This is a genomic window from Salinivibrio sp. VGrn1 (assembly GCF_009377995.1).
Lineage (GTDB): Bacteria > Pseudomonadota > Gammaproteobacteria > Enterobacterales > Vibrionaceae > Salinivibrio > Salinivibrio siamensis.
The window spans coordinates 138,801-160,874 of record NZ_SATA01000002.1; the positions used below are offsets into that span (position 1 = coordinate 138,801).

Annotated in this window: 21 protein-coding genes; 7 read left to right on the forward strand and 14 right to left on the reverse strand. The window is 49.4% G+C overall.

What is annotated here, in order from left to right; genetic code table 11:
• Positions 1 to 2: 2 nt before the first annotated feature.
• The 7 genes from EHW56_RS03670 to EHW56_RS03700 are packed head-to-tail and all read right to left on the reverse strand — an operon-like array spanning position 3 to position 6,374.
• The gene (locus EHW56_RS03670) at positions 3 to 749 is read right to left on the reverse strand and encodes a DUF1365 domain-containing protein (RefSeq protein WP_046075831.1); all 747 of its coding nucleotides are present in this window, start codon (positions 747 to 749) and stop codon (positions 3 to 5) included.
• The gene (locus EHW56_RS03675; protein ID WP_152794042.1) at positions 746 to 2,005 is read right to left on the reverse strand and encodes an NAD(P)/FAD-dependent oxidoreductase; all 1,260 of its coding nucleotides are present in this window, start codon (positions 2,003 to 2,005) and stop codon (positions 746 to 748) included. The genes EHW56_RS03670 and EHW56_RS03675 overlap by 4 nt, the downstream gene beginning before the upstream one ends.
• 3 nt (positions 2,006 to 2,008) lie before the next feature.
• Positions 2,009 to 2,734, reverse strand: a complete 726-nt coding sequence (locus EHW56_RS03680; RefSeq protein WP_152794045.1) for an SDR family NAD(P)-dependent oxidoreductase — start codon at positions 2,732 to 2,734, stop codon at positions 2,009 to 2,011.
• Positions 2,731 to 3,171 carry a nuclear transport factor 2 family protein gene (locus tag EHW56_RS03685; RefSeq protein ID WP_046075828.1) on the reverse strand — a complete coding sequence of 147 codons (441 nt, stop codon included), beginning with the start codon at positions 3,169 to 3,171 and terminating at the stop codon, positions 2,731 to 2,733. Before EHW56_RS03685 ends, EHW56_RS03680 begins: the two co-directional genes overlap by 4 nt.
• Complete coding sequence (gene phrB / locus EHW56_RS03690; RefSeq protein ID WP_152798626.1) at positions 3,168 to 4,610, reverse strand: deoxyribodipyrimidine photo-lyase; 1,443 nt, start codon at positions 4,608 to 4,610, stop codon at positions 3,168 to 3,170. The genes EHW56_RS03685 and phrB overlap by 4 nt, the downstream gene beginning before the upstream one ends.
• Complete coding sequence (locus EHW56_RS03695) at positions 4,601 to 5,431, reverse strand: MerR family transcriptional regulator (protein WP_152798628.1); 831 nt, start codon at positions 5,429 to 5,431, stop codon at positions 4,601 to 4,603. The genes phrB and EHW56_RS03695 overlap by 10 nt, the downstream gene beginning before the upstream one ends.
• On the reverse strand, positions 5,421 to 6,374 hold the full coding sequence (locus tag EHW56_RS03700; RefSeq protein WP_152794052.1) for a DUF523 and DUF1722 domain-containing protein: 954 nt from the start codon (positions 6,372 to 6,374) through the stop codon (positions 5,421 to 5,423). The genes EHW56_RS03695 and EHW56_RS03700 overlap by 11 nt, the downstream gene beginning before the upstream one ends.
• Positions 6,375 to 6,652: 278 nt before the next feature.
• Between EHW56_RS03700 and EHW56_RS03705 the strand changes: the two genes are divergently transcribed.
• Positions 6,653 to 8,896: a bifunctional diguanylate cyclase/phosphodiesterase gene (locus tag EHW56_RS03705; protein WP_152798630.1), complete on the forward strand. Its 2,244-nt coding sequence runs from the start codon at positions 6,653 to 6,655 to the stop codon at positions 8,894 to 8,896.
• Here EHW56_RS03705 and EHW56_RS03710 read toward each other — a convergent pair.
• Both EHW56_RS03710 and EHW56_RS03715 read right to left on the reverse strand, forming a co-directional pair.
• The gene (locus EHW56_RS03710) at positions 8,893 to 9,171 is read right to left on the reverse strand and encodes a GIY-YIG nuclease family protein (protein WP_077579121.1); all 279 of its coding nucleotides are present in this window, start codon (positions 9,169 to 9,171) and stop codon (positions 8,893 to 8,895) included. The genes EHW56_RS03705 and EHW56_RS03710 overlap by 4 nt on opposite strands.
• 5 nt (positions 9,172 to 9,176) lie before the next feature.
• Complete coding sequence (locus EHW56_RS03715) at positions 9,177 to 9,815, reverse strand: YceH family protein (protein ID WP_152798632.1); 639 nt, start codon at positions 9,813 to 9,815, stop codon at positions 9,177 to 9,179.
• A 219-nt stretch (positions 9,816 to 10,034) separates the two neighbouring features.
• Between EHW56_RS03715 and EHW56_RS03720 the strand changes: the two genes are divergently transcribed.
• Both EHW56_RS03720 and EHW56_RS03725 read left to right on the forward strand, forming a co-directional pair.
• The gene (locus EHW56_RS03720; RefSeq protein WP_046075823.1) at positions 10,035 to 10,475 is read left to right on the forward strand and encodes a polymer-forming cytoskeletal protein; all 441 of its coding nucleotides are present in this window, start codon (positions 10,035 to 10,037) and stop codon (positions 10,473 to 10,475) included.
• A 12-nt stretch (positions 10,476 to 10,487) separates the two neighbouring features.
• The gene (locus EHW56_RS03725; protein WP_152794061.1) at positions 10,488 to 10,913 is read left to right on the forward strand and encodes a DUF3069 domain-containing protein; all 426 of its coding nucleotides are present in this window, start codon (positions 10,488 to 10,490) and stop codon (positions 10,911 to 10,913) included.
• 77 nt (positions 10,914 to 10,990) lie between these two features.
• On the opposite strand, the gene aroG is transcribed toward EHW56_RS03725, so the two are convergent.
• A complete protein-coding gene (aroG, locus tag EHW56_RS03730; protein ID WP_152798634.1) occupies positions 10,991 to 12,073 on the reverse strand; it encodes a 3-deoxy-7-phosphoheptulonate synthase AroG in 1,083 nt (360 codons plus the stop codon).
• A 276-nt stretch (positions 12,074 to 12,349) separates the two neighbouring features.
• Between aroG and EHW56_RS03735 the strand changes: the two genes are divergently transcribed.
• Both EHW56_RS03735 and EHW56_RS03740 read left to right on the forward strand, forming a co-directional pair.
• A complete protein-coding gene (locus tag EHW56_RS03735; RefSeq protein WP_231637467.1) occupies positions 12,350 to 12,889 on the forward strand; it encodes a hypothetical protein in 540 nt (179 codons plus the stop codon).
• Positions 12,890 to 13,089: 200 nt separating this feature from the next.
• Positions 13,090 to 13,287, forward strand: a complete 198-nt coding sequence (locus EHW56_RS03740; RefSeq protein ID WP_131825352.1) for a hypothetical protein — start codon at positions 13,090 to 13,092, stop codon at positions 13,285 to 13,287.
• 662 nt (positions 13,288 to 13,949) lie between these two features.
• On the opposite strand, the gene EHW56_RS03745 is transcribed toward EHW56_RS03740, so the two are convergent.
• Positions 13,950 to 15,269: a DEAD/DEAH box helicase gene (locus tag EHW56_RS03745; protein ID WP_152798636.1), complete on the reverse strand. Its 1,320-nt coding sequence runs from the start codon at positions 15,267 to 15,269 to the stop codon at positions 13,950 to 13,952.
• Between the two features lie 133 nt (positions 15,270 to 15,402).
• On the opposite strand from EHW56_RS03745, the gene EHW56_RS03750 reads away from it, so the two are divergent.
• Positions 15,403 to 15,933 carry an NUDIX hydrolase gene (locus EHW56_RS03750; RefSeq protein ID WP_158011367.1) on the forward strand — a complete coding sequence of 177 codons (531 nt, stop codon included), beginning with the start codon at positions 15,403 to 15,405 and terminating at the stop codon, positions 15,931 to 15,933.
• Between the two features lie 106 nt (positions 15,934 to 16,039).
• The gene (locus EHW56_RS03755; RefSeq protein WP_046075817.1) at positions 16,040 to 16,522 is read left to right on the forward strand and encodes a PaaI family thioesterase; all 483 of its coding nucleotides are present in this window, start codon (positions 16,040 to 16,042) and stop codon (positions 16,520 to 16,522) included.
• Positions 16,523 to 16,832: 310 nt separating this feature from the next.
• Here EHW56_RS03755 and EHW56_RS03760 read toward each other — a convergent pair whose 3' ends face one another.
• The 3 genes from EHW56_RS03760 to EHW56_RS03770 are packed head-to-tail and all read right to left on the reverse strand — an operon-like array spanning position 16,833 to position 22,029.
• Positions 16,833 to 19,898 carry an efflux RND transporter permease subunit gene (locus tag EHW56_RS03760; protein ID WP_152794063.1) on the reverse strand — a complete coding sequence of 1,022 codons (3,066 nt, stop codon included), beginning with the start codon at positions 19,896 to 19,898 and terminating at the stop codon, positions 16,833 to 16,835.
• Positions 19,895 to 20,995, reverse strand: coding sequence for an efflux RND transporter periplasmic adaptor subunit (locus tag EHW56_RS03765; RefSeq protein ID WP_172969899.1), 1,101 nt, complete (start codon positions 20,993 to 20,995; stop codon positions 19,895 to 19,897). Before EHW56_RS03765 ends, EHW56_RS03760 begins: the two co-directional genes overlap by 4 nt.
• On the reverse strand, positions 20,992 to 22,029 hold the full coding sequence (locus tag EHW56_RS03770) for an efflux RND transporter periplasmic adaptor subunit (protein WP_152794067.1): 1,038 nt from the start codon (positions 22,027 to 22,029) through the stop codon (positions 20,992 to 20,994). The genes EHW56_RS03765 and EHW56_RS03770 overlap by 4 nt, the downstream gene beginning before the upstream one ends.
• Between the last annotated feature and the right edge of the window lie 45 nt (positions 22,030 to 22,074).

A 22,074-nucleotide genomic window follows, 5' to 3' on the forward strand; every position in this document is an offset into this window, starting at 1 on the left:
AATTACTCCTTCTTCGCACTCGGGTGCGGATAAAACGGTGCGCCCTTTATCCAAAGTTTGAGCGCTTGCCAATAAATACCAATGACAACTTTTACTGTTTCCATCGGCGTCCGGATCAATAACTTACTCAGTGTTTTTGATGTAAATGGACGTCGCTGCAGTCCAAGTGTGGCGTCGAATTCTTTCTGTTGTCGGTGAGCCTCGAGGTGCAAGTGAACCCGCGTACCTAAAGGGCGAAGACGCCAGTGATAACGTTGCTTAATGGGATTAAACGGTGAGACATGAAACGCTTTGTCATGCTCATACCGCTGACCCGCAGGCACGGCATAATAATGCCGCTCTCCCCACGGGGTATTACTCACTTCGGCTAATAAATAACGCCAGTTATGGGCTTGGTCATAGAGGTAATAAAAGTTGGCCGGACTGAAATACACGCCCAAATAACGTAGCTGGCACAACGCATACACTTTCCCCTCAATGCGCTCGCCCGTCAGTTCCTGAACCTTATCGATGCATGCCGCTTTGGTGTCGGCTTGTCCATTCAAATAATCGCGATGATCAAAGGCAGCTAACCCCCACTTACCCAAGCGAAACCCTTTGACCTGTGATGCCAACAAACTAAGCTCATCAAGATCAATCACAGGCATAAACACCGAGTAATTGAACGTGTGTTTTATCGGGCTAAAACGCCGATGCCGCACTTGCCCGACATATAAACCGCTATTTAGTGCTGAAACCGACTCACTCACGAATTAATCCCCTCCACGACATCAAGCGCACTCCGCACACCATCCTCGTGAAAGCCGTTATACCAATAGGCGCCACAGAACCAGCTGCGTTGCTGGCCATTAACCCGATGGCGCTGCTGCTGTGCGGCAACACTGTCGGTATTAAACACGGGGTGAGCATAGACAAATTGCTTAAGAATTTTACTCGGCTCGATCCTGTCGGTTTGATTTAACGTCACGCAAAATGTCTCAGGCGCCTGAATTGACTGCAATATATTCATATTGTAGGTCAAAGCCGCTGGTTCTGTGTCTATTTTGTCTGACAAAGGTAAATGATAATTCCAACTCGCCCACGCGCCTTGACGCTTAGGCAACAGCGACGTATCAGTGTGAAGCACAACCTCATTGTCTTGATAGGGAATCGCCCCAAGCACCTGTTGTTCCGCTTCACTGGGATCGGCCAGCATGGCCAAGGCTTGGTCACTGTGACACGCAAAAATCACCTGCTCAAACGCCTGCTCACCGGCTTCTGTCGTCACCCACACCGCATCAGGGGTCCGGCGGACCTTTGTCACGGGTGAATTCAGATGGATCTTATCCTCAAAAGCAGGCGTGAGCTTTTTAACGTACTCACGTGAGCCTCCGGGGATCACATACCATTGCGGCCGATTCGCGATATCCAACAAGCCGTGGTTTTGGAAAAAACGCAAAAAGAACGCCAAGGGGAAGCCACGCATATCCGACAAGGTAGATGACCAGATAGCCGCGCCCATGGGGAGAATATAGTTTTGACAAAAATAATCACTGAACCCATGTTGATTGAGAAAATCGCCTAGGGTATTAAGTGCGCCTTGCCGCTCCGCTTCACCCGTTTCATGTGCGTCGCGCGCGAGGCGGTTGAATCGCATGATCTCCGCCAAAAAGCGGTAGAAGCGTACATTGATGACATTACGCTTCTGCGCAAATAACGAGGAAAGGCTATGCCCGTTATACTCCAGTCCATTCGCATCATTGCGAACACTAAAGCTCATCTGAGAAGGTTGACGACCTACACCAATTTCATTGAGTAAACGTTCATAATTTGGGTATGTGCGATCGTTAAAAACGATAAACCCGGTATCAATCGCGTACTGTCCACTGGCGACGTCGACATCGACCGTGGCCGTGTGGCCCCCCAAATAATCATTCGCTTCAAACAAGGTGATGTCATGCTGTTTATTGAGATAATGAGCACACGTCAAACCGGCAATGCCTGAGCCGATGATGGCAATTTTCATGATTTAGTTCCTTGTCATACGTCGTGCGAGAGCTCGCTGCCAAGACATAGGCAATAGCGCGAGAAACTTGAGAATAAAGGTAAATTTTCGCGGAAAATGTATTTCCGTTTTTCCTTTTGCTAATCCTTGTTGAATCGCCGCCGATGCTTGCTCCACCGTGATGCGCATTGGCATCGCAAAGTCGTTTTGGTCTGTCAGTGGTGTCTTTACAAACCCTGGCGAAATAAGTGACACCGTCACTCCTTGTTGCGCCAGATCTGCCGATAAGGTGTTGGCTATGTAGCTAATCGCCGCCTTCGATCCGCCGTATGCCTCCGCACGTGGCAGCGGCATGTAACTGGCCGACGAGCCGACAATGGCAAGATGCGTACTGTGGGTGAACCGACTCTGTAGCGCTTCAATACAGTGGAGGACGCCGAAGACATTGATCTCAAAAACGCGTTTAAACAGCGCCACATCGACTTTGCCATGGTCGATATATTCACACGTCCCAGCATTTAGAATAATTAAATCGGGGAAGACGCTTAGGTTACTCAGCGCTTGATGCGTTTGTTCGCCATCCGTGGCATCAAACGCCAATGCATCTAATGATGCGTGATCGCGAGCCATAGTGTTGAGCTTGTCTTGATTTCGCCCACAGGCCGTTACCTGCCAACCTTGACGTGCATAGTCTCTTGCCAATTGCTCACCAATTCCCGACGTGGCGCCGGTGATCAATACGTTTTTCATTGTCCTAGCCTCGTTTTGATATGTTTGAGCAGGCGACCTATCACAGGCAGCGCCTCGTACAGCATTTCACCTAAGTCGAAGTAATCACGATGGCGAATGATTTTGCCGTCATAAAAACGTAAGTGAGAGCAGCCCTGAACTTGTCGCGTTTTCCCCCCATCCAACTTGGGATGCGTTAACATCATGGTCCAGGTCACAAAGGCATCGTCTCCGTCTACCGCGGTCGTGTGTATATGAAATTGACAATCGGTCACGTTTTCGTACAGCAGCGAAAAATACTGGATAAACGCTTCTAAGCCGGTTATCTCATGCGCTGGGTCGACAAACACAATCTTGGGGTGATAAATCGTCGCCAGTGATGACAAGTTATCTTTATTAAGCGCTTGATAGGTCGTCACAAATTGCGACACACCGACATGGGTTGGGGAGCGAGTCATGGTGTTTGCTCCTGAGGCTGATTCTTCGCCGCTTCAAAAATAGCCAGCGCCTTTTTGCGCTGAGTGGCGTGATCCACCACCGGACGCGGATAATCTAGCGTCTGGGCGTAGTGATCTGCCCATTGCCAAGGCTGGTGAATATGCTTGCCCGGCACCTGTTTAAGCGCCGGTAGCCAGCGACGAATAAAGCGCCCATCACTATCAAACCGCTCTCCCTGTGTGGTCGGATTAAAGATCCGAAAGTAAGGTTGAGCATCGGTCCCTACCGACGCAGACCATTGCCAGCCCCCGTTGTTAGAGGCAAAATCGCCATCAATCAGCTTGGACATGAAGTAATCTTCTCCCCAGCGCCAATCGATAAGTAGATCTTTGGTCAAAAAGCTGGCCACAATCATTCTCAACCGGTTATGCATCCAGCCCGTTTGATTAAGCTGGTGCATGGCCGCATCAACAATGGGAAAGCCCGTTTTGCCCGCCTTCCACGCCTCAAACAATGTAAGGTCGTTATCCCATACCACTGACTCGCCCCAAGCTAAAAAGCTATACTTTTTGCTGATTGCCGGATTTTGCGCACTCACTTCCTGATAGAAATCACGCCAAATAAGTTCCGAAAGCCAGGTGGCTGCCCCTGTATCGGGCTCGCGCCAATCGGCATGCTCTTCTTGTAAACGTGCCAAGCATTGACGTGGGGATAACGCGCCAATGGCTAAATAAGGAGAAAGTTGACTGGTGGCATCAACAGCGGGAAAGTCACGCTGTCTTTTATAATCAGCCACTTGCTCGCGGCAGTAACGACGCATGTGCGCGAGGATCCCTTTCTCATCAGACGCCCAGTCGGAGACATCCTCTGTCGGATAATCAAAGTGAATCGGTTTAAGCTGTGAAAAGATCGCGTCGACGGCCGAATTTATCTCGCGTTTAGGTGGCTTTTGGCGCGGTGAGGCATCCATGCCGTCTAAGGCACGTAAGCAAGCCTTTTTAAAGGGAGTAAACACCTTATACGGTTCACCTTTTCCCGATTTTATGGTGTCCGGTGCAAACAAATTGCGGTCATCATAGGCATACCACGCGATGCCTTTGTCCGCCAACGCCACGCGCGCCTGTTCATCACGCTTGCTTTCATTGAGCTCGTACTCCTTGTTAGCAAATACCGCTGTTGCACCAATGCGGTGGGCATAGTCAGCCACTTTTTCCGCCGATTGAGAAAAGTCAGCCGCACGTTCAACCACCAACGGAATGTTTTGCGCGCGAAGCTCTTCACGTAACGCCTCTAGCCGTGCTTTGATAAGGCCCGCTTGTTTGGGGGCAAGATGGTGCGATGCCCACTGTTCCGGTGTCTCAATAAATATCCCGACCACAGGATCGGACGCTTCGCTGGCTGCGCTCAAAGCACGGTTATCCAGCCCACGTAAATCGCGCCGAAACCAGACTAGATGCATAACGTTTTGTTCTCCTTAAGTTCTTCGAGCTCGTCACCGTGTACGGAGCAGATAAAAGCTTGGCTCACAACGTCAATATCATCTTGAGCAAGGCAATGGCGTACTTGATTGATTTGGGCGCGATCGAGACGACGATTAGCCATTAAGGCCAATGTTGTCACCCCCTGCTCGCGCATCACCTCAACCACCAAATTCAATTGCTGATGCGGACTGGATAACATTGTGACACTGTAACCCTTCTCGTTGAGTGCCATCGCCATAAGCACGCGTTGATATTCGCTGGTTACCGTTAATGAGACAAGCCAGCATCGAGACTGGGCATGTCGTTTGGCATTCGCCGCCAGCGCCGTTCTGCATCGGTCAATCACGGCGCTTTGCCACAGGTCGCGCTGCAATACACGAACCGCTTCATCCTCGTCACCTAACCATTGGTCGATCGGTGTAAAGGCATGTTCAACTAACCAATAAAAGGGGTACTCTTTTAAAATCATATCCAGGGCTTTCCCAAGCCGTTTGACTGAGAATGTATGAATACAGTCAATCAGCTCTTGTGCCACGCTGTCGTCTTCCGCCTCGGCCGACGCGGGACTGTGAGCAAGAAGAGGTTTGACCTTGCTAATCGGCACGCCTTTGTCTAACCACTGGAGAATATGAGCGATAGTCTCTACATCTTCTTGGCGATAAAGCCGATGTCCCTTGGCCGTTCGCTCAGGCGCAAGCAATCCATAACGTCGCTGCCAAGCACGCAGTGTGACAGGGTTAACCCCGGTTTGATCCGCGACCTGACTGATGGTCAGAGTGTGAGTCGTGTTAAAGGCCATAGCGAAGCCTCAGCGCATCAGGATAAGGCTTGAGATAGGCTTGGTTAGCTAAGTACGCATCAGGGTGATTATGTAGGTGATGCGAAATCAACGTCAGCGGCGCCAGTAAAGGCATGGTGCCCTGACGATACGCATGAATAAGGTTCGCTAACTCAGCTTTTTGGCTTTTATCAAGGTTGTTTTTAAAATAGCCTTGCAGGTGCATCAGCACGTTGGTGTGTTTTTTACGCGTCGCACGAATGGCGATGGCTTGCATAAACGCGGTGCGGTACTGTTCAAAAAAACGATCAAGGTCATAATGGCCGATGTTGGCCATAAATCGCCCAAGCTCACGGTACTTTTCAGGTGAGTGCGCCATCAGCACCAACTTATAGCGTGAGTGGAAATCGACAAGAGCTTTCTTGGTCACCCCTTGCTCGACACTCTGGTAAAGATCATCAAGCGCAAATAGCCGAAAAACAAAGTTCTCTTTGAGGATAGGATCGTTAAGCCGGCCGTCTTCTTCAACAGGTAGCCATGGCATACGCGCCATCAGTGCCTGAGTGTAAAGCCCTACCCCGGAAATATCTGAGGCGTAACCATTCTCGCGGTAGACTTTCACCCGCTCCATGCCACAGGTCGGTGACTTGGCACAGACAATGTAGCCACGCAGTGCTTTGTGAGCGAGCTCTTCCGCTTTCTGTTCACTGAACGCTATCATTTTCTCGGTGTAGTCTTTTTGCTGATCTTTGGTTTCTACCAACCTCACTGATAGGTCGCCTTTATCGACTAACCGAATAGCGGGGCGCGGCACGGGGAGTCCAATCCCGACTTCAGGGCACACTGGCACGAAGTCGACATACGGTGCCAACTCTTTGGTGACAAATGGGCTACGCTTATGACCACTGTCAAATCGTACTTTTTCGCCAATAACACAGGCGCTAACACCTACAGGGAATGACATGTCTCACCTCTACACTGACCGCGCAGCATTGGCTGCGGAGTTGTACATTTATAATATGTTGTACAACTAAGAGTAGAAGATAGATCAAAATTGTACAAAAAAAATTATTTGTACAAGTAAGTGCCCTGTCGCATCCACGTCAGTTACTGGGTTAACGCCGAGATTTTGTTGGCAGCAAGCGGCCGACTACTGTCTCAGTATTGATACGCGCAATCCCCCATTCTTAGCACTACACTGGAACTATCTGGTTGTCACCATAATCCTTACGCGCAGGCCCTATGCCTTTATCAACATTCAATGATCACAACGAGGATCCACTCACACTTGCCAGGCGGTCGGCACAGCCTCGTGGCCGTGCGTTCATTTTCATCGCGCTCGTCTGTTTTGGTGTGCTCGTCGCGACGTTTTTGTTGTATCAGGCTGCCCAGTCACAACAAGCGCAACGCACTGAAAAGCTTCTCAATGTGGAAGTTCAAGCCTTGACCAGCGCCGTCGAACGCAGCATTAATACCCAACTCACACGGCTTAGTTCATTAGCCAGTAACATCGAGTTGGATGTGCCCTCGACCTTCTCGACATGGCAAGCTTTGGTGCAACAAACCCAACAAGACAGTGCCTATATTTCATCATTGTTTTGGGCGGACAGTCGAAAGGAAATAAGTTGGCAAACACACGCAGATACCAGCCATAATAAGCCGCGTTTTTCATTTGACGTAGTGGGCGAGCCAGAGGGACAGCTTGAAACGGATCAGCCCGATCTCACCCGTTGGCGAATTGCTTACCCGATTTACAGTCATAGCCGCGCCGCGCCAAGTTACTATCTTGGCGCAGTCGTTAATCTTGACGCGCTTGTTGGCGAGGTTACGTCCGACTATCTCAATAAACATCAACACCTCACCATGACCCGCTGGGCAAACGACACCGTGTTGCTTGGTGACACCATCTCGCCGTTTGCCGCGGTTGGTTCGGCACCTTTAACCTTAGCAGGCACGCAACCCGCTATGCAGCTTGCGCTTTGGCAAGAGCCAGGCGCCAGTCAATTTATCTCATTACCCATTCTGATTTATATCGCCGGCATGCTTGTGGCTCTTTTATTGGGCGTCGCGTTGTATTTGGCTGAGGTGAATTTGATGTCTCGCCGGGCGGCGCAGACCACGATTGACTATTTAAAAAATGAAATTGAGCAACGCAAAGACGTCGAGCAGCAGCTACATTTTATCGCGAATCACGACGCCTTGACGTACCTACCCAACCGTCATGCCCTCACTCGCTATATTCAGCAGCGTGTACATGAATCTAACGCGCACCCCCACGATCTGGCGTTAATCTGTGTGGACATTGATAATTTGAAAGAGATCAATGATTTGTACGGGCAAGCGGTGCATGACCAGCTTTTAGTTGAATTGGCACAACGTCTACAACGCGTGAGGCAAACCGATGACTATATTGCCAAAATCAGCGACGACCAATTCGCGATTGTCGGCAGCGAGCTTTCACCGCTAAAAGCGGAGATTTACGCGAAACAGATCCGAAAAGCCATTGAGCAGCCCTTCTTCCACGACGCAGAGGAGATTATTGTGACCTGTGCCGTCGGCATTAGTTATCGCTACGATGCCTCCATGCCCGCTCAGGAACTGTTGCGTCACGCAGACACCGCGGCGCATCGCGCTCGTCAACTCTCTCATCACAGAGTCGTGGTGTTTCAAATGGCAATGCGAGACCACCTGCATCAGAAAAAGGATACCGAGTACGCCATCCGCAAAGCGATTCAAGGTAACGAGTTGAGCTTACATTTTCAGCCGCAAATCGATCTAAAAGATCACAGCATTGCGGGGATTGAAGCCCTGGTACGCTGGCAAGATACAGAGGGCGCGGTGATTTCGCCTGATACCATCGTCCGCACCGCAGAAGACACAGGGCTTATGCGGCAGTTAGGCACTTGGGTGGTCAATGAGGCATTAGAGACCTATGCAACCTTGCTGGCGCAGCACTGTGCCCCCCCATTTATCGCGATAAATATCTCTGGGCATGAATTCCAAGACAGCTTCCTTGCTGATACCATTCTACGCGCCATTGAACGCCATCAAGTCCCGCCCGAACGTGTGCAAATTGAACTGACAGAACAAGTTTTCATTGAGAACCTTAGCCAAAACCAACATACCTTACACACGCTCGCGGCAGCAGGTGTTTCTTTGGCGATTGACGATTTTGGCACCGGATACTCATCTCTGGCCTATCTTAAGCATTTCCCGGTGGACACCGTCAAAATCGATCGCAGTTTTGTAGCCGATCTGCCTCACTGCAAAGACGATATCGTGATTTGCCAAGCCGTCATTAACATGGCGCAATTGCTGAAATTAAAAGTGGTCGCAGAAGGTGTGGAACGTGAAGATCAACGTGACTTTTTGTTTGACCTGGGGTGCCGCTATGCGCAGGGGCACCTTTATTACCCCTCAATGAATATCCATCAGTTGACTGCGCTCCTCACGCAGTCACAACCCATCACTCGCTTATTTAATTAATCAACACCATTGTCACGCACACAACAAAAGCGTGCACATAGCGCTTCCTTACGCTGCTTCGGCCATTGCTTTATTTGCCATTCGCGCTGCATCGCCGTTCGCTTTTCCATCGGTTGCGATTGCCACGCCAGTGACAGCGGTCCTTTCCCTCGTAGCGCACGTGCACCTTTACCCTGGCGATGTTGTATCAACCGGCGGCTAACATCCGTTGTTACGCCACAGTAAAGCTGCCCTTGGCGCGTTCGAATCAAATAAACAAACCAAGGCGTATCCATAGGTGTTATCGCTCCAAAACAGCCTCTAACATCTGACGGAGTTCCGCCACTTCTTGCTCCAACGCACTCACTCGCGTCACCAAAGAGGCATCGGTGGTCGGTTCTGGTTCCAATTGCGGTGCTGAGTTCGTCGGCATATTAACGCCGTCAGTAAATAGGTGTTGATAGCGCGACTCGCGCTTTCCAGCCTCACGCGGCAATTTTTTTACCCAGTTTGACGTAATCATGTCAGCCAATGTGCGCTCGACATCTTCGACACGATTAAAGGCATAGAGGCGCTGTGTACGGGTTCTCAACTCCCCGGGCGTCTGAGCGCCTCGCAATAACATGACACAAAGGATCGCTTTCTGTGGCTCACTGAGGGTTAGGTCGCCAAATTGTGTATTACAGAAACGATGTTGATACTTGGCAACACGCCCACCGCTGCCCTCTTGCGGGCTAACCAGACGCATCTCAATCAAGGTCTCTACGATATCTAATACCTCTGAATCGGCCATCTCATAGACAGGATCACGGTTGCTTTTTTGATTCACGGCGGTGGTCAGCGCATTGAGTGTGAGCGGGTAATGATCCGGGGTGGTGACTTCTTTCTCAAGTAAACAACCGATGACACGTTGCTGATACGGTGAGAGTGTCCTTGACATAGCGATGATCCCATTTAGTCGATTTCATCGAGTTATATCAACTGAATGTCGTGCAAGCAATCACTGCGCCGATAACCGCGCAATAATCCACCCGAGGCGACGATCACCAATACTGGTAGCAGGATCACATCTTACGCATCGGGTTGTACACCAGAGCGCCACCATCTGTGCACAGCTAATGATATACTTGACCAAAATGATGTATGTGGAGTGCACGACATGGGTCTGTTTAGTTCAAAGTCTACCCCGAATCATGGCTTATCGATCGTCGCCAGAAACTGTAAAGTGGTCGGTGATATTGATCTTGAGGGCGATATTCAAATTGATGGATTTGGGGAAGGCAATATAACCCAGGCTAACGCCGTTGTTATCTCAGCATCTGGCCACTTTCGCGGTACCATCAACGCTAAGCATATCACCATCAATGGCTTAGTAGAGGGGCAATGTGATGCAGACGCTATCGATATTCTCTCGCAGGGAAAGATGAAAGGCGTACTGAATACCGAGCAACTGACCATTGAAAAAGGTGGGCTTCTTGCTGGTGAGAACCGTGCCACTCTATCAACAGACACAGTGGTACCCTTAGCGGAACAAGCAAGATCAGACGATAAAGCAAGCAAAGACAAAAAAGCTCATCCACCCTCCTCGAAACAGTCGTAAGGAAGCCTGTGAATGTCCGACTCTAATCAATCCCCCGTCAGCTTTGATAGCTTTTCTCCTGAGCTACAATGCGTGATCCGTTATGAACAAGCCCCTGAAGCCATGTACACGATGATCGCCTCGGTACACGATGCGTCCAGTGCCAGTGTCAAAGAGGCGTGGGAGAAACTGCCTGCCAGTGCGCAAAACATTCTCGACAACTATGATCAATTTCACGCACTCGTCGCCATAAGTCAAAGCTATGCGGGTATCGATGCGCTGAGCGAGCTCGAGAAGGTTGACTTAAGTGATATGTCTGATGAAGAGCGCGACAACTACAAAGCGCAAATTCTTGATGATGTGCTCAGCTCTTGTGTCAAAGATTTATCGAAGCAACTGAAACAAGCACGTTTAAAGCCTGGATTAAAACGCGAGTTTCAAGCTATTTTCCAAAAATAAGAAAGGCCAGTGCCATGCACTGACCCCTGTGATTCGCCCCCACCGGTTGGGGGCTTCTTGTGACTAAACAGACGCAATTAAGCGGATTCACTGAGCGGCGTCGTCTTTTCACGACGTGCACGCACAGAGGCCGCCAATTGATGGAGCACTCTTTCCGTATCTTCCCAACCAATACAACCGTCCGTAATGCTTTGACCATAGGTAAGCGACTGACCGTCCGTTAAATCTTGGCGACCTTCGACGAGATGACTCTCGATCATCACACCAAAGATGGCTTTGTTGCCTGCTGCAATTTGCCCCGCCACATCTTCGCTGACGTCTTTCTGCTTTTGATATTGTTTGCTGCTATTGGCATGGCTCAAATCAATCATCAATTTTTGCCGTAACCCAGCATCAGCCAGCGCCCCACAGATCTGATCGACATCACCCGCGTAATAATTAGGCGTTTTGCCTCCACGTAGAATCAGATGACAATCCTCATTACCTGCGGTTGCGACGATCGCAGAGTGTCCATACTTGGTCACTGATAAAAACTGGTGCGGTGAACTCGCTGAGCGAATGGCATCCGTGGCAATTTTGATATTCCCATCTGTGCCATTTTTAAATCCAACAGGACATGATAGCCCAGAGGCAAGTTCGCGATGCACCTGAGACTCTGTAGTCCGTGCCCCAATCGCGCCCCAACTAATTAAATCGGCCATATACTGTGGCGTGATCATGTCAAGAAATTCACCCGCCGCAGGCAAACCAGAATCCGCAATATCTAGCAGTAAGTTACGCCCTAGTCGCAGCCCATCATTAATTTTGAAACTGTTGTCTAAATACGGGTCATTAATTAGGCCTTTCCAACCAACCGTCGTGCGCGGCTTTTCAAAATAAACCCGCATCACCACTTCCAAATCGGCACTTAATGTCTCACGCAGCTGTTTAAGTTTTTTGGCGTAGTCGCGCGCAGCATTAGGGTCGTGAATAGAACAAGGCCCTACAACGACAACCAAACGGTCGTCTTGGTCGTTTAAGATCTGATGGATCGCCTGACGTGCATTAAATACGGTGTGTTCCGCCGCGTCGGTCGCTGGAAACTTTTCCAGTACAGCGATAGGTGGAAGGAGTTCTTTTATTTGGTCAATTCTAACGTCATCGGTTGGGTGTTCACTCATGAGCTAATCCTGTGTTTGCGTGTCGCTGACTCACGTAGCTGATTGCCACGTTTTCGTTATTCGACTCCTACGCTAACCTGCCACATTCTTTTGTGCAAATATTTTTTTACGCAATAGCAAAAGCCTAAATCAAACAAAATATTGACACATCAATCCTCGTGAATTAGCGACGCAATGTGCGCTGTGGTTTAAATATGGGCGCAAGATCGGCTAAGTTATTGCACTGACTGCGTTGAAGCTATTACACTGATGTTAAATGCAAATGGAGTAAATGCTGTGATCACACGCCTTAGTAAAGCGGCACTATTGGCCATGACCCTGTCCGTACCCGCTGCACATGCGACCAATTTTGATTACAACCATATTCAGGTCAACGTCCTTGCAAATCCTAGTGGAATTGGCGGGTTGGGACGTTTTGCATTTACGGAGGGCGCACACTTCGTCGCTAAAGGGGATACGCAATTCGAAGGTGACTGGTATACCTCGGGCGGTGTTGGCTTTCATGCCCCAATTAACCAGTTTGTCGATGTGTATGGCGAGCTGGAAGGTGCATGGTTTCGGCGGCCAGACGACGACAAGCACGATACCGGTGATTTTGCCACTGTGATTGGTGCCGGATTGCGCGGCTGGGTAGCCCCACCGATTGAGGCCAATTTGTATGTCGGTTCTATCATTTTTGATCAAGACGACACCACCAGCTTAGTGGAAATTGGCGGGCGCTTTCACTCCACTGAAACCTTGTCGTTAGGCGCAACGTGGCGTGCCAATGGCTTGGAACAAAATCGCTTGATTTTTTCTGTCAGATACCTGTATTAATAGCAAACGGTAACCATCTCACTCCCTTGTGTTACCGTCCAGTGTGACCTCTCTCACTGGTTATCTTGTCAATCTAAACTAAGTTTAAGGTATGGACGTAATCGCTGTTACAAGGCGGGCGTCTTAGTGCGTGGTGCAACTCCCACAGCGATGCTCGTTGTGATTGTGCGTGGGAACTGTCGGAGGGTATAACGATGGTGATGACTCAACGTATTGATGAATTTGAAAGAAAAATCCAAGAAGCCTATCAAGAAGGCAACATTGAAACCGCTCATCGCTTGGAAGAGCAAGTAACGATGTTACGGCGACGTCAACTCAAGCCTGCTGCTGACTTCCAAGCCGCCAGCCAAGTAGAAGACTTTCATGAAGTGTCAGACGGCGACTATTACGACAACTGACGCCGAGCATCGAAACACGTAAGCATAAAAAAGCCTTCTCCATGGAGAAGGCTTTTCATTTTTGCTGAATAAAACGAGTGTGTATAAAAGGGCTCAATCAGCAGATTATTGTGCAGCACGTTCACGGCGAACAATCCACGCCGCAGCAGTGATAAAAGCAACGACCAGTGCAGTTTCCACAGCAATTTTCCCAGTTTAAAAATGATAGACAGAGTGATACGCGTTTCCAGCAGCTCAAGTTGTTCAAAGGATGAGCGCTTTCCAACAGATGGACGTAGTTTACGGATAAATCACTGTAAAATCAGCCGTAGAATCGATCTCACGCAAAGAAAAGTGAGTTTTTTGGCCAACTAGACAGTTGAACGCATAAAGTTTCATCACTTAACACCTTGTGGTGCGACAAAGCGCAGCTTTCACTGTTAGCGATACATCACATTTAACCAATGACGCCTTTAGCTAGGGAAGTTGCCACGATATTGAGGCAAAGACAGAGATAAATCGTGGAGAGAGGTTTGATACTCGGCCTATGTCTTAAAAGTAACAGTAAAGTGGCAGAGCAATCGTTATATTGCGTAGTCGAGAGGTTCCGCTACACCATTTGGCATAGCGGAAGCGTCAGTGTTTAATGGTCAGCGCCAACACGCTCAGCCATTACAGCTCGATTAAGACTCAGGTTTAGACTTCTTTTTTACCAAAGGCGCATCACCAACCGGCACATTGGTATAAAAGCTTCTATCTCGCTTTTTTGGCGCCTTTTTCTTGTTCTTAACGGGTGCTTTTTTGGGTTTAGCTGATCTTGAAGGTTTTGCTTTTTCAGCTTTTTTCTCTTTAAAGCCTTTGAACTTTCCTTCAAAGCCTTCAATCTTAGTAAAGTCGAGTTTTTGCTGTAAAAAACCTTCGATATTTTTAAAACTACGCCAATCTTTAGGCCCTACCAGTGAGTAAGCCAATCCTTGCTGCCCAGCACGACCGGTACGCCCTACTCGATGAATGTATTCTTCCGCATGCTTTGGCATATCAAAGTTGATCACCAAAGACACATTCATTAAATCCAAACCTCGCGATGCCACGTCCGTGGTCACCAAAACCTCATGAAATCCACGCTCAAACTCGTTCATGATCCGGCTGCGTGTGGCTTGGTTCAATTCACCACTGAGTGCAATCGCTTGGTAGCCAGCCTGAGAAAAACGTTCAGCTAAACGCTCTGTGTCAGCGCGTGTCGCGGTAAAAATCATGACTTGCTTATGCGCATTAGCTTGTACCAGTTCCTCAAGCAGCGCATGTTTATGGTCGAGGTGATCACTCAGCACAAAATGTTGCTCAATATCGCTATGTAGCGCTTCAATTTCCCCTACGGCAATACGTTTAGGAGACTTGAGCATCCCCGCGGCGATGTCTGTCACTTGCTGATGATCCAAAGTGGCAGAAAACATCAGTGTCTGCCTTAAACGGTGATCCGCATGTTGGTTAACCGCGTCGAGCTGCGCTTTAAAGCCCAGGTCAAGCATACGATCCGCTTCGTCCAAAATCAGCATTTCCAATCCCGACAAAGACAAGTGGCGTTGTTCAAGATGATCAGCTAATCGACCTGGCGTCGCGACCACAAAGGTTGGCGACTGGCGAAACACCTTCGCTTGCTCGTTAAAATTCTCGCCACCGAGTACCAAGGCCGGTTTGTGGCTGGTGCCGCTGGTCAACATACGCAGCTGACCATACACCTGTTTTGCTAGCTCACGGGTCGGCGCCAAGATCAAGACACGCGGATCGCGACGACTGAGGGGCTTAGAACGCAACACACGCTGCATAGCTGGCAACAAAAACGCCAGCGTTTTCCCCGATCCTGTTTTTGAAGAGGCCAGTAAGTCTTTGCCTGCCATGACAACGGGGATGGCTTGACGTTGAATGTCTGTTGGCTGTTCAAATCCACGGTGGGCAATAAGCGATAGTAAGCGTCTATCGAGTCCCAGATCGTCAAATTGCAAGGTATCACTCCAAAGGTCAATCAAAAGCAAAAGGCGTGCACACGCCAATTAAGGCGGCGAATGCTATCATACTTTAGCAAAAAACACCGCACCAAAAATATTGATTACGCCACGAATGGAGAGCCACGCTAACATGAATGACACACTACGCTACCAGTGGAAAAAGCTCAGCTTGGTGGAAACCCATACACAGACACCTGATGGTCTGCACCACGTACACCACGTCATACGCCACCCTGGTGCCGCCGTGATATTACCTCTGTCAGAAGATGGCAATATACTGCTGCTCAAACAATTTCGTCCTGCCATCAATCAATGGATTATCGAAGCGCCTGCGGGCACACTGGAAGCGAAGGAGCCACCGCTAGAAGCCGCCAAAAGAGAGTTAGGAGAAGAGGCCGGTTATGTGGCGACTCGCTGGCATTTTCTCGGCATCGCTCACCCTGTGCCCGGGTTTTGCGATGAAGTGCAGTATTTTTATATTGCCCAAGCGCTCACTCCCACCCAAACGCAATTAGATGACGATGAGTTTATTGCGCCTTATTGGGTGAGCCCTTCCCAGTTACAGGCGCTCGTTGCAAATGGACAAATCACAGACACCAAAACCTGCGCCATTATTCTCCGTGCCCTATTTAATGGGTTGATCCCGACAATGGGCGTCTAACCTCTGAAAAATAAAGCACTAGGCCACAACTTTGTTAACAAGATGTTGACGGCAAATTGAACACCAAGGTAGCGTAACAGGTACGACCAGATAACAAGGAGTGTCTATGTTCTCGTCTCCGTTAGCACGCGCTAATCAACATTTGTCGTTGTTTGGCTTTTTAAAAGTACCCATGATCGGTTGGTGTCGGCCCAAGATCCTCTCCATCGACGATAAGCATGTCACGATGCGAATCCCGCTGGGGCGACGTACCAAAAACCACCTCAACAGTATGTATTTCGGCGCGTTGGCAGTTGGCGCTGATGTCGCAGGTGGCTTTCTTGCCATGGCCATGGCCGAGCAACGCGGGGTTAAAATTAGCTTAGCGTTTAAATCCGTCAACGCTGATTTTCATAAACGACCAGAGGATGACGTGGTGTTTACGTGTCTTGATGGAGACAAGATTAACCAGATGATCAGTGAATCAATCGAAACGGGTCATCGCGTTAATCAGCCTGTCACCATTGTGGCCACATGCCCAAGCTTACACGGGGATGAGCCTATGGCGACCTTTGAATTGACGCTATCGGTCAAAAAAATCGGCGAATAATCCCCCATCACCGCACTTGTCTCTTTTTATTGTTTGTCACGCCTTCAGCCAGTCTGTCTCGTCAATAGACTGGCTTGGTTATCACTACAATATAATCAACCAGTTACATAATACCTAGCATCATTGTGACTTTGGTTCTGAATTCTCCCTTATATTATTGACTTTACACAACGCCGATAAAATCGCGAGATTGCGGTGAAATTCACCGAGTTATCAACCGTTTTTGTGGATGAAATTCAAGTTATACACAGGCGCTTTTGTCTTAAGGTTGAAACAAAAAAGCACCGTCAAAACGGTGCTTAAGGTGGGATTATTCAGGGTGATAGCGAATTTGGTAGAAGATACGATATAGCACAGGCACCACAATCAACGTCAGCACGGTGGCAAACCCGAGCCCAAACATAATCGTCACCGCCATCGGCCGGAAGAAAACATCCGGCAATAAAGGAAGCATCCCTAAGATAGTGGTAATGGCCGTCATGCACACTGGGCGTACCCGGCTCACCGCCGCATCGACGACGGCTTGATAGCGCTGTTTACCACTGGCCACTTCGATATTGATCTGATCGATCAATACAATACCGTTTTTGAGCAGCATTCCACTCAAACTTAAAAAGCCCAAGAGCGCCATAAAACCAAACGGGGTATCCAACAACAGCAATCCTGTGGTGACCCCAACCACCGCCAAGGGAACCGTCAGCCAAATGATCAATGACTCTTTCACGGAATTAAACAGCAATATCGTGACCAAGAACATAAACAAATAACCAAGTGGCATAATGCTAAATAAGCCCTCTTTCGCCTCTTTGGAAGACTCGTACTCCCCGCCCCATTCAATGCTGTAACCTTCAGGCAGAGGAATTGACTCAATATCAGTGCGCACGCGGCTTAGTAAGGTCGCCGCGGTGGTTTCCCGTAACGGATCGGGGTCGGCCAACACGGTGAGCATTCTTTTGCGGTTTTTGCGCATGATAATCGGATCTTCCCAACGCATGTCGTAATCGAGAATGACTTGCTGCAAAGGAATGTAGTCTTTCAATACCGGGCTCCATATTTTCATCCCTTCTAAGGTATTGATATTCACGCGCTCCTCATCGGGCAATCGAGCAACAATCGGCATAAGGTTGGTCCCATCCCGATAAACACCAATCCGTTTGCCGCTGAATGTCATTGTCAGCAACTCGTCGACATCTTTTTTGGTGATGCCATAGCGCCGTGCCTGACTTTCATTAAACGCCGGCTCAAGGACTTTGGTGCGATTACGCCAATCATGGCGAATATTTACCGCATCAGGATCCTGATGCAATCGCGCTTCTACTTGTTTAGCAATCGCGCGTAACTTGGTGGGATCTGAACCAAAAATACGCGCTTCAATTTTCGAGCCAGTCGCAGGCCCTAAGGAAATAGGCTTCAGTTTAAGCTGCGCATCTGGATACTGGCTACGAACATGCTCACGCACCATGCCCATAGTGGGTTTAACATGTTCGTATTGGTCAACGCGGACGATCAGCTCGCCATAAGCGGCGTATGTTTTCTCCGGTGAATAGGTCAACATAAAACGTTGCGAACCTTGTCCGGCACTGGTAGAGACATAGTTGACGCCTTGTTGTTTACTCAGCCAGCTCGACACCTCATCCAGTGTACTTTGTGTGGCACGAATATCGGTGCCCTCTGGCAACCAAACGTCGACCATAAACATGGGCGTGGTGGAGTCAGGGAAAAACGACTGCTTGAGGTGACCAAAGCCATAAATACTGGCCCCCAGTGCCACTACCATCACCAACAAGGTGATATAGGCGTGATGCATGCAGGCGGTAAGAAAACGTTTATACACCACAAACAGAATCCCGTTGTAGGGATCACTGCCCTCATCCCCTTCTTCAAGCGGTGTTTCTTTGAAGAACACGCTGGCAAAGAAAGGCGTTAACGTGATAGCGGTAAACCAACTTAACAGTAAGGAGATTAATAACACTGTAAATAAGGTGCCGCAGTATTCGCCCGTTGCATCCTCTGACAAGCCAATCGGGGCAAACGCCGTTACCGCGATCACTGTCGCACCCAGCAAAGGCCACTTGGTTTGCGTCACAATATCGTGAGCCGCCTGTAGACGGGTTCGTCCTCGCTTTAAGCCCACTAGTATCCCTTCGACGACCACGATGGCATTATCCACCAACATCCCTAGGGCAATGACCAACGCCCCGAGAGAGACGCGTTGCAGGTTAATCTCGAAGTAGTACATGAATACAAACGTACCCAGTACCGTCAGCAATAACACCAAACCAATGAGTAGTCCTGAGCGCAGGCCCATAAAGAAGAGCAGCACGATAATCACAATCGCCACCGCTTGGCCTAAACTGGAGACAAATCCGCTGACTGAGCTATCGACCTCATTGGGTTGGTTATAGACATGATGGACATTGATTCCCACGGGCTGATCACTGTTCAACGCCGCGAGACGCTTATCCACACTGTCGCCGACCTCTACCACATTCACACCATCAGCAAACGATATTCCTACCTGTAGCGCTTGTTTGCCGTTGTACGAAATAATCTGCTGCGGTACCTCTTGATATCCACGTTTTACCTCGGCAACGTCACGTAAGTAAATCAGCCCCTGTGACCCAGCTTCGGTCAGGATCAAGTTGCCCAACTCATCCACGGAGGAAAACTCCCCAGTTGGGTGAATGCGAATATATTCATCACCCACACGCAATGCCCCTGCGTTACTCACGAGGTTTTGCGTCGCCAATAAATTAAACAAGGTGTCCGGTGAGATCCCTAAGCTACTTAACCGTTGAATCGAGACCTCAATGAAGACTTGCTCTTGCTGCGTGCCACTGACTTGCACTTTGCCTACGCCATCAACAAGCTCAAGCTCGCGGCGCAAAAAGTCAACATAGTCTTTCAGTTCGCTGTAGCCGTACCCTTCGCCAGTGACGGCTAGCATGATCCCAAACACATCACCAAAATCATCTTTCACCTGTGGCGGATTGACACCGGGAGGAAGCGACCCACGCGCATCATGGACTTTTCGTCGCAACTCATCCCAAATTTGTGGTAAATCATCGGCGCGGTATTTGGGTTTCATTTTGACCGTGATTTGGGACAGGCCACGACTGGAGATCGAACGCACTTCATCCACATAGGTCAGCTGCTGAACCGCTTTCTCCAGCGGATAAGTGACTTCTTCTTCCACCTGTTGGGGGGTGGCACCTGGATAACTGGTCACCACCATCGCATCTTTGATGGTGAAAGCAGGGTCTTCCAACCGCCCTAACCCCAAAAATGCAAGGGTGCCACCAATCAGGAAAATCAACGTGATCATCCAGCTAATCACTTTATTTTGAATAAAATATCCCGCTACACCCTGCTTCATGATGCATTTTCCTCTTTCGATGCCAGCGTCACTTTTTGCCCCTCAGACAGGTGATTGGTTCCTCCCACCACGATACGATCTCCTTTAGACACACCCTGGGTTATTTCTAGCCGCTGACCATGAATGCGCCCCATCGTTACCTGCTGTTTCGCCACGGTTTGTGTGGCGCTGTCATAAATCCATACATAACTGTGGTCTCGATCCAGTGGATCCCCGTCTTGGTTAAACACCGCTTCGATGGGCACGGAAAGTCCGGTGCGTGTCAGTTGTAACCCTTCCCTCGCAATACTGACCTGTACGGGCATGCCATCTAAAATAAACTGCTCCTTTGGCATGGGCATGGGCATGGTTAGCGTCACTACAAAAGCACCACTGCTCGGATCCGGCTCTGCCGTATATTCATCAATCGTGGCTGGGTAAGACTGTCCTTGCTGAGTTAAGACTTTCGGTTGTAGCCGATCTTGCACTTCTTCTGCACTCGCGCCCGTGTTTTGGGTGAATAACACATCCGGCACTTGCACACGAATATCAGCACGCGAGGCGTCATGAATATTCATGATCCCTTGTCCTGGCGCAATGGTTTCAAATGGCTCAACATTCAGCTTAGATATCACCCCGTCAGCTGGCGCTCTGAGCGCAACATAAGATAAACGAAGCTTGGCCAGTGCCAATTCCGCTTGCGCTATTTCGCGCTGCGCTTTTAACTCATCAAATTGCGACTGGGCAAGCATGCCTTTCTCTACCAAGGGGGCTGAGCGCCGATACTGCGAATCGGCTACATCAAAACGTGCACTGGCATTCTCTACCGCTAAGCGGTAATCCGTAGGCTCCAAACGTGCCAATACCTGTCCCTGCGTCACGCGATCGCCCGCTTTGACATTAATGGCTTGGATCTCACCTGGCACGCGAAAAGCGAGTGTCGCTTTATCAGCCGCCGCTGCCACCGCGGGAAAAGAGATTCGTTCATTCAGTTGCTGTTGGCTCACCGTAAATGTGGTTACCACAGGCAAAGGCGCCGGTTGAGCATCAGTTGCGGGCTCGCATCCAAACAGCGCATTAACTGCGAGCAGACCAAACATGGCTTTTATCGCTCTCATAGTCCTCTCTCCTTCACCCATGCTTTCACACGGTCACCTTCTTTAAGCGCACTGACGCCAGTTGCGACAATGACATCGCCATTTTCAAGGCCTGAAACAACCTTTCCTTCACGCAAGGTTACTGGGGTCAACTTAACGGTTCCTTGTCGACTGACACGCCACACGGCTTTCTCACCATTTGCGTCGAGCAAAGCAGAGTCCGGTATTTGCGTTTGTGACTCGGTAGGAATAGTGGCATGCACTTTTGCTGCCATGCCTGGCAATACATTGATGGCATCAGGCCGATTTAAACTCACCGTGACATGGTAAGAGGCGGTTTTGGGATCCGCCTCTGTGTCGATTTCTTTAAACTGTGCAGGAAACTGTCGCGATGGATGGGTATCAAATGACACCTTCGGCACGAGTGTGTCAACATGCTGAGCAAAATAGTGAAAGTAGCGCTCTGGTAATTGGAAACTGACATTAATAATATCTTTAGATTGAATGTGTAACACTGGCGCTTGCGCTTGAGCGAATTCATTACGCTCTTTCATTCGGAGTGAGACAGTTCCCGCATACGGCGCTTTTAGTTGCGTATAATTCACATTAGTTTGCGCTTGCTCTAGGCCAGCCGCCGCTTCACTGAGTGCCGAGCGGGCTTCATCAAACCTTTGTTCGGAAATTACTTTATCGTTATGCAGGCGTTCGGCACGATTAAATTGTACCTGAGCAAGCTGATATTGCGCACGCGCCTTATCTAATTGCAGCTGATACTGCTGGCTGTCTAACGCCGCCAGCACTTGCCCTTTCGCGACATCCATACCTGCTTTGACCGGCATTGACTCAATCACCCCTGACACTCGGAATGAGAGTAAAGCTTTATCATCCGCTTCAACTTGAGCTGGAAACTGGCGGGCAAGCCCATCTTCATTGGTGACTACGGTCAGTAACTTGGCGGGTCGAGGCGGTGTTTCAGACGGTGCTGACACCTGGGGTTCACCACAGCCAGCTAGGGCGAGAGCGAGGCAACCGCTCAATACAAAACGCTTTATCATCAGCTTTTCCTTACAATAAAACCCAGGTTCCGACAGCGTTTGCCA

Bases quoted from the DNA above. Each gene is read 5' to 3' on its own strand.
- EHW56_RS03685 (WP_046075828.1), bottom strand. From the start codon at position 3,171: ATGACTCGCTCCCCAACCCATGTCGGTGTGTCGCAATTTGTGACGACC.
- EHW56_RS03760 (WP_152794063.1), bottom strand. From the start codon at position 19,898: ATGAAGCAGGGTGTAGCGGGATATTTTATTCAAAATAAAGTGATTAGC.
- EHW56_RS03710 (WP_077579121.1), bottom strand. From the start codon at position 9,171: ATGGATACGCCTTGGTTTGTTTATTTGATTCGAACGCGCCAAGGGCAG.
- phrB (WP_152798626.1), bottom strand. From the start codon at position 4,610: ATGCATCTAGTCTGGTTTCGGCGCGATTTACGTGGGCTGGATAACCGT.
- EHW56_RS03680 (WP_152794045.1), bottom strand. From the start codon at position 2,734: ATGAAAAACGTATTGATCACCGGCGCCACGTCGGGAATTGGTGAGCAA.
- EHW56_RS03675 (WP_152794042.1), bottom strand. From the start codon at position 2,005: ATGAAAATTGCCATCATCGGCTCAGGCATTGCCGGTTTGACGTGTGCT.
- aroG (WP_152798634.1), bottom strand. From the start codon at position 12,073: ATGAGTGAACACCCAACCGATGACGTTAGAATTGACCAAATAAAAGAA.
- EHW56_RS03755 (WP_046075817.1), top strand. From the start codon at position 16,040: ATGTTCTCGTCTCCGTTAGCACGCGCTAATCAACATTTGTCGTTGTTT.
- EHW56_RS03750 (WP_158011367.1), top strand. From the start codon at position 15,403: ATGAATGACACACTACGCTACCAGTGGAAAAAGCTCAGCTTGGTGGAA.
- EHW56_RS03770 (WP_152794067.1), bottom strand. From the start codon at position 22,029: ATGATAAAGCGTTTTGTATTGAGCGGTTGCCTCGCTCTCGCCCTAGCT.
- EHW56_RS03715 (WP_152798632.1), bottom strand. From the start codon at position 9,815: ATGTCAAGGACACTCTCACCGTATCAGCAACGTGTCATCGGTTGTTTA.
- EHW56_RS03765 (WP_172969899.1), bottom strand. From the start codon at position 20,995: ATGAGAGCGATAAAAGCCATGTTTGGTCTGCTCGCAGTTAATGCGCTG.
- EHW56_RS03705 (WP_152798630.1), top strand. From the start codon at position 6,653: ATGCCTTTATCAACATTCAATGATCACAACGAGGATCCACTCACACTT.
- EHW56_RS03720 (WP_046075823.1), top strand. From the start codon at position 10,035: ATGGGTCTGTTTAGTTCAAAGTCTACCCCGAATCATGGCTTATCGATC.
- EHW56_RS03740 (WP_131825352.1), top strand. From the start codon at position 13,090: ATGACTCAACGTATTGATGAATTTGAAAGAAAAATCCAAGAAGCCTAT.
- EHW56_RS03725 (WP_152794061.1), top strand. From the start codon at position 10,488: ATGTCCGACTCTAATCAATCCCCCGTCAGCTTTGATAGCTTTTCTCCT.
- EHW56_RS03695 (WP_152798628.1), bottom strand. From the start codon at position 5,431: ATGGCCTTTAACACGACTCACACTCTGACCATCAGTCAGGTCGCGGAT.
- EHW56_RS03700 (WP_152794052.1), bottom strand. From the start codon at position 6,374: ATGTCATTCCCTGTAGGTGTTAGCGCCTGTGTTATTGGCGAAAAAGTA.